General features: G+C 73.4%; 9 protein-coding genes. 4 read left to right on the top strand and 5 right to left on the bottom strand.

The window, feature by feature from the left end; all coding sequences use genetic code 11:
- Nucleotides 1–1,739 precede the first annotated feature (1,739 nt).
- From ACFP3R_RS09935 to ACFP3R_RS09925, 3 genes are read left to right on the top strand one after another with little or no spacing between them, the layout of a single operon-like run.
- Entirely contained in the window at nucleotides 1,740–3,269 is a 1,530-nt protein-coding gene (locus ACFP3R_RS09935) for a DNA polymerase Y family protein (RefSeq protein WP_380634882.1), read from the top strand.
- Nucleotides 3,269–3,505, top strand: a complete 237-nt coding sequence (locus tag ACFP3R_RS09930) for a hypothetical protein (protein WP_380634880.1) — start codon at nucleotides 3,269–3,271, stop codon at nucleotides 3,503–3,505. Before ACFP3R_RS09935 ends, ACFP3R_RS09930 begins: the two co-directional genes overlap by 1 nt.
- Complete coding sequence (locus ACFP3R_RS09925; RefSeq protein WP_380634878.1) at nucleotides 3,505–6,801, top strand: error-prone DNA polymerase; 3,297 nt, start codon at nucleotides 3,505–3,507, stop codon at nucleotides 6,799–6,801. Before ACFP3R_RS09930 ends, ACFP3R_RS09925 begins: the two co-directional genes overlap by 1 nt.
- 386 nt (nucleotides 6,802–7,187) lie before the next feature.
- Here the strand turns inward: ACFP3R_RS09925 and ACFP3R_RS09920 are convergent, their stop codons facing one another.
- Nucleotides 7,188–7,754, bottom strand: coding sequence for a dihydrofolate reductase family protein (locus ACFP3R_RS09920; protein ID WP_380634876.1), 567 nt, complete (start codon nucleotides 7,752–7,754; stop codon nucleotides 7,188–7,190).
- A gap of 103 nt (nucleotides 7,755–7,857) precedes the next feature.
- On the opposite strand from ACFP3R_RS09920, the gene ACFP3R_RS09915 reads away from it, so the two are divergent.
- Nucleotides 7,858–8,427: a TetR/AcrR family transcriptional regulator gene (locus tag ACFP3R_RS09915; RefSeq protein ID WP_380634874.1), complete on the top strand. Its 570-nt coding sequence runs from the start codon at nucleotides 7,858–7,860 to the stop codon at nucleotides 8,425–8,427.
- Nucleotides 8,428–8,682: 255 nt separating this feature from the next.
- Here ACFP3R_RS09915 and ACFP3R_RS09910 read toward each other — a convergent pair whose 3' ends face one another.
- Genes ACFP3R_RS09910 through ACFP3R_RS09895 form a run of 4 tightly spaced genes read right to left on the bottom strand, consistent with a single transcriptional unit; the run spans nucleotide 8,683 to nucleotide 12,017 of the window.
- Nucleotides 8,683–8,976: a DUF3017 domain-containing protein gene (locus ACFP3R_RS09910; RefSeq protein WP_380634983.1), complete on the bottom strand. Its 294-nt coding sequence runs from the start codon at nucleotides 8,974–8,976 to the stop codon at nucleotides 8,683–8,685.
- Nucleotides 8,977–9,006: 30 nt separating this feature from the next.
- Nucleotides 9,007–9,870, bottom strand: coding sequence for a bifunctional methylenetetrahydrofolate dehydrogenase/methenyltetrahydrofolate cyclohydrolase (locus ACFP3R_RS09905; RefSeq protein ID WP_380634872.1), 864 nt, complete (start codon nucleotides 9,868–9,870; stop codon nucleotides 9,007–9,009).
- Nucleotides 9,871–9,886: 16 nt separating this feature from the next.
- On the bottom strand, nucleotides 9,887–10,816 hold the full coding sequence (locus ACFP3R_RS09900; RefSeq protein WP_380634871.1) for a DMT family transporter: 930 nt from the start codon (nucleotides 10,814–10,816) through the stop codon (nucleotides 9,887–9,889).
- Nucleotides 10,809–12,017: an MFS transporter gene (locus ACFP3R_RS09895; RefSeq protein WP_380634869.1), complete on the bottom strand. Its 1,209-nt coding sequence runs from the start codon at nucleotides 12,015–12,017 to the stop codon at nucleotides 10,809–10,811. Before ACFP3R_RS09895 ends, ACFP3R_RS09900 begins: the two co-directional genes overlap by 8 nt.
- Nucleotides 12,018–12,088 lie beyond the last annotated feature (71 nt).

Genomic DNA, 12,088 nt, shown 5'->3' with positions numbered 1-12,088 from the left:
TTTCCGCGCCGCGTCGCCCGCAGCAGGCCACGCTTGCTCTTGTCCTTGCCCCACGAGGGTTCCCCGACAGGTCGGGGCGTCCCACCGCCCCCAGCCGCGCTCCCCCAGCCGCGCTCCCCCTCCCTTCCCCTCCCTCCCTCCTCGACCCCTCGCCCTCCCCCTCCTTCCCTTCCCCTCCTTCCCTTCCCCGTCCCCTCCCTCCTTCCCCTCCCTGGGCTGAATTCGCGCTGTTCCCCTGGTGTTGCGGGTGGTCCTGCGGCCGATGCGCGAGAAAGTGCCCCAACCACTCGTTCGTGGGCATTGACACCAGGCGGTCGCCCCGCGATATGATCACCACGTCGTTCGAACACATGTTCGACAGACAGGTCGCCGGACTTCCCACGGCGGTCCGCGCACAGGGGTGCGCGCGGATCAGTGGGAGGAGAGGCGGGTGTCCAGGTCGGCAACGGCGATGCTGTCCGCGCTCGGGGTAGGCGCGGCGAGCGAGCTGACCGCGGCACCGGCCCGAGCTCTGCCAGTTCGCGGGGAACTGGCAGAGCTCCTCCCGTGGGGCGGCCTGCGGCGTGGCAGCACGGTGTCGGTGCGAGAGTCGACATCGTTGCTGTTCACGCTGGTGGCCGCGGCGACAGCAGAAGGGTGCTGGGCGGCCGTGGTCGGCCTGCCGGGGTGCGGGGTACTCGCGGCGGCCGAGTTGGGGGTGGCTGTCCACCGACTCGCTCTGGTCCCTCGCCCTGGCAGGGACCGGAGCGAGGTCGAGAAGACGGTGGCCGCCCTGCTGGACGGCTTCGACCTGGTCTCGGTGGCCACCCCGGTCACCGACGCCACGGCCCGCAAGCTCTCGGCGAGAGCCAGGCACCGCAAGGCGGTCCTGCTGCCGTTCGCCACCCCGTGGCCGGGTGCGGACGTGGAGCTGAGTGCCACCCCGGACCCGTGGACGGGCCTGTCCCAAGGCCACGGCGTGCTGACCAGCCGAACCGCCACCGTGCGCACAACAGGCCGAGGCGCAGCCGCAAAACCAAGGCAAACCCGCCTACTCCTCTCCGGCGCAACCTCCTCTGCCCCAACCTCCTCTGCCCCAACGCTCTTCACCTCAACGCTCTCCGCGCCAGCCCCTTCCGCCCCGGTCAGCTCCGCCTCAACCCCTTCCGCCCCGGTCGGCTCCGCCCGGACCGGCTCCGTTCCAGCCAGCTCTGTCCCGGCCGGCTCGACCCCGGTCATTTCCCACCCGCCTGGCTCCACTGCGCCCAGCTCCGCCTTGGCCAGCTCCAGCCCGGTCGACTCCGCCTCGCCTGACTTCGGCCCGGTCAACTCCGGCACGCCCAGCTCCAGCACGTCTGGCTCTGGCGCACCTCGCCTTGACACACCTGGCTCCCGCGTACCCGGCTCGATCACACCTGGCTCCCGCGCACCCGGCTCGATCACACCTGGCTCCCGCGCACCCGGCTCCCGCGTGACCGACCCCGGCGCAGCCGGCGACGCGACCACCCGACCCCGTTTAGCCCTGACACCAACCCGCCGCCCGGCCTTCAGCTCCGGCCTCGCCGCCGCCGCGACCTCTCCTGACCCACTCCCGCCGGTTCTGGCCCTGTCCGCCGCCTGAACTCTCTTTCCTTCCTCGCCTCCTTCTCCCCTCCTCCTTCCTCCTTCTCCCTTCATCCGTTCCTCCTCTCCATTCCTCCGGATCAACCGTCAGGGGTGAACCGCTGTACACGCTCGCCGTCTGGTGTCCTGATTGGCCGGTGGTGGCTGCCTCCGCCGAAGCCGCCCTGCTGCCGCACGTGCCCGCCGCTGTTGTGCGGTCGGGTGAGGTTGTCGCCTGTTCCGCGGTTGCCCGGGCCGCTGGGGTGCGGCGGGGGTGGCGCACGCGCGCGGCGCAGGGGCGGTGTCCCGAGCTGGTCGTCTTCGACCACGACGAGGCGCGTGACGCCCGCTTCTTCGAACCCGTCGCGGAGGCGGTGGAGGAGTTGGCGCCCGGTGTCGAGGTGGTGCGGCCGGGGCTGGTGGTCGTCGGGGCGCGGGGGCCCGTTGGTCACCACGGCTCCGCGGAGCGAGCCGCTGAGTGCGTTGTCGACCACGTGGCGGTGCGTGCCGGGGTCGAGGCGCAGGTCGGGTTCGCCGACGGGTTGTTCGCGGCGACCCTCGCGGCGCACCGCGGGGTGGTCGTCCCGCCCGGTGGGAGCCGGGAGTTCCTCGCTCCGCTCGGCGTCCAGGAACTGGACCAGCCCGCCGAGCACCGCGAGGACCGGGCGGAACTGGTGGACCTGCTGCGCCGGCTCGGGCTGCGCACGCTCGGCGCGTTCGCCTCCGTGCCCGAACGCGATGTCGCCAACCGCTTCGGTCGTCGGGCCGTGCCGGCGCACCGGTTGGCCGCCGGGCTGGTGGAACGGCCTCCGTCGCGGCGTCGGCCGCCGCCCGAGTTGTCGGTGGGCTGTGAGCTCGATCCGCCCGTTGACCGGGTCGATACGGCGGCTTTCGCGGCCAGGGGGCTCGCCGAGAGCCTGCACACCCGGTTGGCCGACCGCGGTTTGGCCTGCACGCGCCTCGGTGTCCGGGCGACCACCGAGGACGGCGAGGAGCTGCGCCGGGTGTGGCGCTGCGCCGATCCGCTCACCCCGCACGGCATCGCGGACCGGGTCCGCTGGCAGCTCGACGGCTGGCTGACCCGCAACCGGTTCGCCTCCGGTGTCCGGCTGCTCCAGCTGGACCCGGAGGAGGTCGTCGACGCCACCGCCCTGCAACTCGGCCTGTGGCCGGGCGCGGGACGTGACCAGGGTGAGGCGGCGGAACGGGCGGCGCGCGCGATGGTGCACGTCCAGGGCCTGCTCGGGCCCGGTGCCGTGCTCACGCCGGTGCTCGGCGGTGGGCGCGGGCCTGGTGAGCGGGTGCGGTTGGTGCCCTGGGGTGACGAGCGCCCGCCCGCGTCCGACCCGGACCAGCCGTGGCCGGGGCGGCTGCCCGCGCCGTCGCCGGCGACGGTGTTCGCCGAGCCCGAGCCGGTGGCGCTGCTGGACTCCTCGGGCGCGGACGTCGTGGTCACCGGCTACGCCGAGCTGGTGGTCCAGCCCCACCGGATCGTGCACGCCGGGCGGGCGCGGCAGGTGGTGGCGTGGTCGGGGCCGTGGCCGGTGGACGAGCGCTGGTGGGACGAGGCGACCGCGTTGCGCGCGGCCCGGCTCCAGGTGCTCGGCGCCGCGCCGGGCGGTGAAGAACTGGCTTTCCTGCTGATCCGCACGGGCGGGAAGTGGGCGGTGGAAGGGGTGTACGACTGATGAGCGCTGACTTTCCCGAGCCGGACGGCCGGGTGGACCCGGGGCTGGCGGACTGGCTGGCGGGTTTCGACGTGCCCGAGCAGCGCGGCGGACCGGCGTACCCGGCGAACTTCGGCTGGACGCCGCCGCGCGTGCCGCTGCGCCCGGTCCCGTGGCCCAGGTCCGGGCGGTCGTCGGCCGGGCCGGTGTTCCCGCTGGTCCCCCTGCCCCGGCGGGCGCCGGACGACCTGGTCTGATGGGGTGGAACAACCCGCCGGTCCGGTGGTCGGAGCTGGAACGCGCGTTGTCCGGCGAACCCCGACCACCGGACGGCGGTGACGGCCCCGCGTGGACGCGCCGGCGTGGGCGCTACGAGGCGCCGCCCGACTTCGCGGTCAAGGTCGACGAGCTGGGCGCGACCCGTTCGCGCGTGCCCTACGTCGAGCTGCACTGCCACTCCAACTTCAGCTTCCTCGACGGCGCGAGCCACCCGGAGGAGCTGGTGGAGGTGGCGCACCGGCTCGACCTCGACGGCCTGGCCCTGACCGACCACGACGGCGTGTACGGGGTGGTGCGCTTCGCCGAGGCCGCGGCCGAACTGGGCGTGCGCACGGTGTTCGGCACCGAGCTGGGCCTCGGGCTGTCCGCGCCGCGCAGCGGGCAGCCCGACCCGGAGGGCGAGCACCTGCTGCTCCTGGCCGCCGACCAGGACGGCTACCACGCGCTGTGCCGCACGATCACCACCGGCCAGCTCGCGGACGGCGCCGAGAAGGGCCGGCCGGTCTACGAGCCGGAGCAGGTCGTCGCTGACACCCGCGACCACTGCGTCGTGCTCACCGGCTGTCGCAAGGGCGCGGTGCGCCGGGCGTTGGCGCGGGAAGGGCCGGAGGCGGCGTTCGCGAGGCTGCGCGACCTGGCCGACCGGTACGGCGCGGACCGGGTGTTCGTCGAGCTGACCGACCACGGCTACCCCGAGGACGGCCCGCGCAACGACCTGCTGTGGGCGATGGCCCACGATCTCGGGCTGCCGACCGTGGCCACCAACGCCGTCCACTACGCCGTGCCCGCGCGCGGCCGGCTGGCCGCGGCGGTGGCGGCCGTGCGGGCGCGGCGCAGCCTGGACGAACTGGCCGGCCGCCTGCCTCCCGGCCGCACCGCGTGCCTGCGGTCGGGGGAGGAGATGGCCCGCCGGTTCGCCCGCTTCCCCGGCGCGGTGCACCGCGCGGCCGTGCTCGGCCTCCAGTGCCAGTTCGACCTGCGGCTCATCGCCCCGCGCCTGCCGCCGTTCGACGTGCCGGCCGGTCACGACGAGAACAGCTACCTGCGCGAGCTGACCTACGCGGGCGCCGCCCGCCGCTACCGGTCGATCGGCGAGAACCCCCGCGCGTACCGGCAGGTCGAGCACGAGCTGAGGATCATCGAGGAGCTGGGCTTCCCCGGTTACTTCCTCGTCGTGCACGACATCGTCGACTTCTGCCGCCGCAACGGCATCCTCTGCCAGGGCCGGGGCTCGGCCGCGAACTCCGCCGTCTGCTACGCGCTGGGCATCACCAACGTCGACGCCGTCCGCTTCGACCTCCTCTTCGAGCGCTTCCTGACCTCCGCCCGCGACGGACCGCCCGACATCGACCTCGACATCGAGTCGGACCGCCGCGAGGAGGCCATCCAGTACGTCTACCGCAGGTACGGCCGCCGGCACGCCGCCCAGGTCGCGAACGTCATCACCTACCGGGGTCGGTCGGCGATCCGCGACGTGGCGCGGGCACTCGGCCACTCGGCCGGCCGACAGGACGCGTGGAGCAGGAAGATTGACCGCCGGGGCCCGCTCCGGTCCACGGTGGAGGAAGGCGGCATCCCGCCCCCGGTGCTGGAGCTGGCCGCGCAGCTGGAGGGCTTCCCTCGCCACCTGGGCATCCACTCCGGCGGCATGGTCATCTGCGACCGGCCGGTCAGCGAGGTGTGCCCGGTCGAGCGGGGCCGGAAGGCCGACCGCACGGTGTTGCAGTGGGACAAGGACGATTGCGCCTCCATCGGGTTGGTGAAGTTCGACCTGCTCGGCCTCGGGATGCTGTCGGCCCTGCACCACGCCATCGACCTGGTGCGCGAGCACGAGGGCGTGGAGGTGGACATCGGCGCCCTGGACCTGCGGGACGAACGCGTCTACGAGATGCTGCGGCGCGCCGACTCCGTCGGCGTGTTCCAGGTGGAGAGCCGCGCCCAGATGGCCACCCTGCCCCGCCTGAAGCCCAGGGAGTTCTACGACCTGGTGGTGGAGGTCGCCCTGATCCGCCCCGGCCCCATCCAGGGCGGGTCGGTGCACCCCTACATCCGCCGCCGCAACGGGCAGGAGGACTGGGACTACGACCACCCCCTGCTGGAGGGCGCGCTCAAGAAGACCCTCGGCGTGCCGCTGTTCCAGGAACAGCTGATGCAGATCGCCGTCGACGTGGCCGACTTCAGCCCAGCCGAGGCCGACGAACTGCGGCGCGCCATGGGCGCCAAGCGCTCCACGTACCGCATGGAACGCCTCCGCGAGCGCTTCTACCGGGGTGCCGGGGCCAACGGCGTCGGCGCGGAGTCGGCCGAGCGGATCTACGCGAAGCTGTTGGCGTTCGCCAACTTCGGCTTCCCGGAGAGCCACGCGCTCAGCTTCGCGCACCTCGTGTTCGTCGGCTCCTGGTTCAAGCTCCACCACCCGGCCGCCTTCTGCGCGGCCCTGCTCCGTGCTCAGCCCATGGGCTTCTACTCCCCTCAATCACTGGTCGCCGACGCCCGCCGCCACGGCGTGCGGGTGCTCGGCCCCGACGTCAACGCGAGCCTCCCGCACGCCACCCTCGAACCGGTGGACGGTGAGCAGGCGGTGCGCCTCGGCCTCGCCGATGTCCGGACCATCGGCCGCAGGGTCGCCGAAGCCGTTGTCGCGGAACGGGGCGCGGTCCCGTTCCAGGACATGGCGGACTTCGGCGCCCGCGTCCACCTGACCACCGCCCAGGTCGAGGCCCTGGCCACCGCGGGCGCGTTCGGGTGCTTCGGCCTGGACCGGCGAGCGGCCCTGTGGGCGGCGGGAGCCGTGGCGAAGATCCGCCCCGGCCGACTGCCCGGCACCGAGGTCGGCACCGAGGCCCCGCCCCTGCCCGGCATGGACGAGGTGGAACTGGCCATCGCCGACGTCTGGGCGATGGGCCTGTCCCCGGACAGCTTCCCGACCGAGTTCGCGCGCGACCACCTGACCGGGCTCGGCGCCCTGACCACCGCCGGCCTGACCGAGGTGCCGAACGGCACCAGGGTGCTGATCGGCGGCGCCGTGACGCACCGCCAGCGCCCGGGCACCGCGGGCGGTGTCACGTTCCTCAACATCGAGGACGAGACCGGCATGGTCAACGTCGTGTGCACGCCGGGCCTGTGGGCCCGCTACCGCCGCGTCGCCCGGACGAGCCCCGCGCTGCTCGTCCGGGGTGTGGTGGAGTCGGCGGAAGGCGTCATCAGCATTCGCGCCGAACGCTTGCAGCAACTGGATTTGCGCATTCCCTCCCGTTCTCGTGACTTTCGGTGATTGGGCAGGGCCGTGGGCCGGGGACGTGGTGGCTGGTCGCCGGTGATCAGTGGTTGGTGGTTGGTGGATAAGGACTGGCGGCTGACGGCTGACGATGGTGGCCGGTAGCGGGTGGTTGGTGGTTGGTGGTTGGCCGCTGATGGTTTGTGACCGGCGGACAGGGTCGAGGCTGAAGGTTGGTGGCGGCTGGAAGCTGGGCTGGGCTGGAGCCCGGTGGCGGCTGGGAGTGGGCTGGGCCGAAGCTTGGCTGTGGCTGGGAGCCTGCCTGGGCGTGGGCTGGAGCGGTTGTCGTGTGGGTTGGTTGGAGGGCGGCGTGGCGGGTGCGTGCGGTCACGGGGTCCCGGGAAGCCCGTGAGGCGCGCGTCGGGCCGGGGTGAGTGACCGGGTCAGGCGGCCTCCTCCCTGGTGTACGTGGTGAACACGACGCCTGTGTCGAAGGTCCTCGTCGATGCCCTGGTGAAGCGGGCGGTGGGGAACTCGCCGGCGAACAGCGGGATGCCCTTGCCCAGCACGATCGGGTGGGTTTTCAGCACCAGCTCGTCGATCTCCGGCAGCAGGGTGGCGGCCAGCCTGCCGCCGCCGCACAGCCAGATGCCCAGGCCCGACTCCGACTTCAGCTCGCGGACCTTCGCCAAGGGGTCCGCCACCACCTCTACGTCGGGCGGGGTCGAGACGAGTCTGCTCGACGCCACGTACTGCCTCAGGTGTGGGTATGGGCTCGGTAGACCCCCTGGCACCTGGTAGGTGGCGCGGCCCATCAGGACCGTGTCGAAGTTCTTGTTGGGCGCGTCGATGCCCAGTGCCTCCCGGCCTTGGGCGGGCAGCGTGTCGGGGTACTCCTCGAAGAGCGCGGTCATGTGGTCGCCCTCGAACAGGAAGTCGTCGAAGCCGCCGGTCGGGTCGGCGATGAAGCCGTCGAGCGAGGTGGCGACGAAGTAGGTCAGGTTTCGCATGGTGTCCTTCTCCTTCGGTCTTCTTCGGCCAGGTGGCGGGACCACTCTGGTCGTAGTGCTCCGAATGTAGTACTTTGGGTGCAGTGGTTGTCAAGGGAGGATCATGTCGAGTAACCCGACCAGGCGAACGGCACTGGTCAACGCGGCCATCGAGGTGTTGGCGCGCGAGGGTGCGAGGGGGTTGACGTTCCGGGCGGTGGACGTCGAGGCGGGCGTCCCCAACGGCACCGCGTCGAACTACTTCGCCAACCGCGACGACTTGCTGCGGCAGGTCGGCGAGCACATCCACGTCCGGCTGACCCCGAACGCGGTCAAGCTGGCCGAGACCATGGCGGCCCCGCCGGACAAGAGCCTGGTGGTCCGCCTGCTCCAGGAGTTGCTGGGGCGGCTCCAGGTCGACCGGACCGGTTACCTGGCGCTGCTGGAGCTGAGGTTGGAGGCGACCAGGCGCCCGGAACTCCAGGCCGCGCTGACCAGGACGATCAGCGCGAACCTGGAGCGGGACGTCCAGTTCCACCTGGACGCGGGTCTGCCCGGGGACCGGACCACGGTGGTGTCGCTGTACCTGGCGATGACCGGCCTGATGGTGGAGCACCTGACCCTGCCGGAGGTGCTCCCGGAGGAGCAGTTGGCGGAGTTGATCACCGCGCTGGTCGAGCGCACCGGCGAGTGACGGCGCTGGTGCTGGTGCCGGGGCGCTGGTGCCGGACGCTGGTGGCGGGCGTGGGTGATGGGCGTGGGTGCAGGACGCGGGCGCCGAGCACGGGTTCAGGGTGCTGGTACCGGGTGTGGGCACCGAGCGCGGGTGCTGTGCGCGGGTGCCGGTGTGGGCGCCGAGCACGGGTGGCAGGCACGGGTACGGGTGCCGGGCGCGGGTGCTGGACCCGGCGGGACGTCGGTCCTCGGTGAGCCGGGGGAGGGGGTGCGGTCAGCGGTCCAGTGGTCCGCCGATGATCGTCATCGCCACCGCGATGACCGCGAAACCCAGCCCGGAGTACAGCAGCGCGTCCACGCTGCGCCCCCGGATGGCGATCAGACCGGCCTGCTCGTCGGTCACCAGCACCCGCAGCAGCGCGGCGACCAGCAGCGCGACGCCGATCAGCACCGCGCCCTGCCGCCAGTGGTACTGCACGATGCGCAGGAACCCCAACCCGGCCACACCCAGCACCAGGGCGAACGGCAGGTGCCTACCCGCCGCCGACCGCCAGCGCTGCTCCGGCAACAGCTCCACCGCTCCCGCCCCGCTTCCGCCCTAGTCCCCGGCCGTCGCGAGGTCGCGCTCGGCCGCCTCGACCGTGTTGGTCAGCAGCATCGCGATGGTCATGGGGCCCGCGCCACCCGGGATCGGCGCGAGGAACCCGGCCACCTCCGCCACGTCCGGGTGAACATCGCCCACCAGACCGGCGTCGGTGCGGGTGATGCCGACGTCCACCACGGCCGCGCCCGGCTTGACCATGTCCGCCGTGATCAGGCCCGGACTGCCCGCGCCCGCGACCACGACGTCCGCCCGCCGCACCTCGACGGCCAGGTCCTTGGTGCCGGTGTGGCACAGCGTCACGGTGGCGTTCTCGGACCGGCGGGTCAGCAGCAGGCCGATCGGCCGGCCGACCGTCACGCCGCGACCGACCACGGTCACGTTCGCGCCCGCCAGCGGCACGTCGTAGCGGCGCAGCAGCTCCACCACACCGCGCGGCGTGGCCGGCAGCGGCGCCTCGTCGCCGAGCACGAGCTTGCCCAGGTTGACCGGGTGCAGGCCGTCGCCGTCCTTGCGCGGGTCGATGCGCCCCAGGACCGCGTTCGCGTCCAGGTGCTTCGGCAGCGGCAGCTGCACGATGTACGCGGTGCACGCCGGGTCGGCGTTGAGCTCGTCGATGACCTGTTCGAGCTGTTCCTGCGTCGTGTCCGCGGGCAGGTCGCGGCGGATCGAGGTGATGCCGACCCGCTCGCACGCCTTGTGCTTGCCGCGCACGTACGAGTGCGAGCCGGGGTCGTCGCCGACCAGCACGGTGGCCAGCCCGACCGACACGCCGCGCTCGCCCAGCGCGGCGACCCGCGCGCGCAGGTCCTCGAAGATCGCGTCCCTGGTGGCCCTGCCGTTGAGGATCGTCGCAGTCACGTGCCTCATCCTCTCATCACCGCCGGCCGGGCAGCGCGGCGACCACCACCGCCAGCAGCGTCAACACCGTGCCGACCACGGTCCAGGTCGACAGCCGCTCGCCCGCGGCCGGGGCGACCACGTCCACCACCAGCGCGCCGACGAGCTGACCCGCCACCTGGCACAGCCCGACCAGCAGCACCCCCAGCCACCGCACCGCCAGCACGGCCGAGGCGATGGTGAAGATGCCCAGCGCGCCGCCCGCGTAGAACCAGGGCTCGCCGGGGGCGGCGTCGGGCAGGCCGTGCACCGCGACGTCCACCGCGCACACCACCAGCAGCACCGCGGTGCCGGTGCCGAAGTTGACCATCGTGGTCACCCGCGTGCTGCCCGCCGCCTCGCGGACCAGCCCGTTCACCGCGCTCTGCCAGCCCAGGCCGAGCCCGGCCACCGCGGGCAGCAGGGCCAGCCACAGCGCCGCCGGGTCGCCGAACTCGTCCGCCACCGCGACCGCGACCGCCACCACGGCCAACCCGGCGCCCAGCACGCGCGGCACCGTCAGCGGCACCCGACCGGCCGGGCCCAGCCCCGCCCGGTCCACGAGGAGGCTGCTCACCGCCTGGGCGGCGACCGCGGCCACGGTGAACACGGCCACGCCCAGCGCCGCGACCGTCAACCCCTGCGTGGACACGAAGAACGCGCCGGCCGCCCCGCCGACGCACTGCCACCAGCGGATGCGCCCGTCGCGCAGCGCGTCCCGCAGCCGGGCCAGCCCGGCGCGCCCGGCGGCCGTCGTCGGCACGGTCAGCAGCAGCAGCGCCAACCCGCCCCCGAACGACACCAGCGCGGCTAGGAAACCGTCCCCGAACACGTGCCCCAGCTCGCCGTTCAACCGGCCCTGCACGGCCAGGAACGCCCCGCCGACGAACGCCAGCAGCGCGCCCACCAGCCGAATCCGCTCACCCAACCGGAACAGCCCTCCGTTCCCGCACCCGGCTCGCCAGCACCGCGGCCAGCAGCGCCGCCGCGGCGCTCGTGCCCGCCGCCGCGGCCGGTCCGGAGTGGTCGAGCAGCGTCCCCGCCACCGGCAGCGCCAGCGCCGAGCCCGCGGTGGTGAACGTGGTCATCCAACCGAACGCCTCGGTCTTGCGCTCGTCCGGCGCGAGGTCGCTGATCCGCTCGTTGCCCGCCGCGATGGCCGGCGCGATCGCCATCCCGCCGACCCCCAGGACCAGGCCGATCAGCCACACCGACGACGGCTCCAGCACCGGCGGCAGCACGAGCGCCAGGGGCGCCACGCCTAGCGCCAGCAGCAGCACCCGCCGCGCGTACCGGACCCGCCCGCTCAGCCCGCCCGCGATCAGCCCACCGGCCACCGACCCGACGCCCCACACCGCGGCGAGCACCCCTGCCAGCCCCGGCGAGCCCTGGTCCCGGGCCCAGGCGATGATCACCAGGTCGATCGCCACCAGCGACGCGACCATGCACAACGCGCTGGCCAGCGCCAGCACCAGCGGGGTGTTCGCGAGCAACGTCCGACCGCTCCGCCCCGCCTGCCGCGCCACCGGCTCGTCCAGGCCCGCCCGGCGCACCGCCGCGCCGAACCCGAGCGCGCCGAGCACCGCGAACGCGCCGCACAGCCACAGCGCCGCCCGCGGGTTCCACACCGCCACCACGACCGCGGCCACCGACGGCCCCACGATGTACATGACCTCCTGCATGGACGCCTCGACGGTGAACACCGCCTGCCGCGCGCTGCCGGTGGCCAGGCGCGGGAAGGCCGCCCGGGTCATCGCCGTCACCGGCGGGTTGAACAGGCCGGTCAGGAACGCCACCGCCGCGGCCGCGGGCCACGCCGAGCCGGGCAGCACCGCGGGCAGCAGGCCGAGCAGCGCGACGCCCACGCCGTAACCGGAGGCCGTGACGAGCAGCAGGCGGCCCGCCGGACTTCGGTCTGCCGTACGTCCGCGCAGCGGCCCCGCGACGCCGACGCCGAGCGTCATCGCGCCGCCGACCACCCCCGCCAGCGTGTACGAACCGGTCCACCCGGCTATCAGGAAGGACACCGCCAGCGGCGTCGCGGTGAGGTGGAGCCGGCCCACCAGCGACCACAGCAGCAGCCACGGCAGGTGCGGGACCCCGGCGAGTTCTCGGTACGGACGCAACACGGTGACACACTCTGCCCCCTCGCACCGACAACACGGACGGGATATCCGTGGAACCCGCAGGGCTCCGTTAG

The sequence above is a fragment of the Saccharothrix lopnurensis genome, from assembly GCF_042658445.1.
GTDB classification, from domain to species: domain Bacteria; phylum Actinomycetota; class Actinomycetes; order Mycobacteriales; family Pseudonocardiaceae; genus Actinosynnema; species Actinosynnema lopnurensis.
This window is presented reverse-complemented; position numbering and strand designations above follow the sequence as displayed.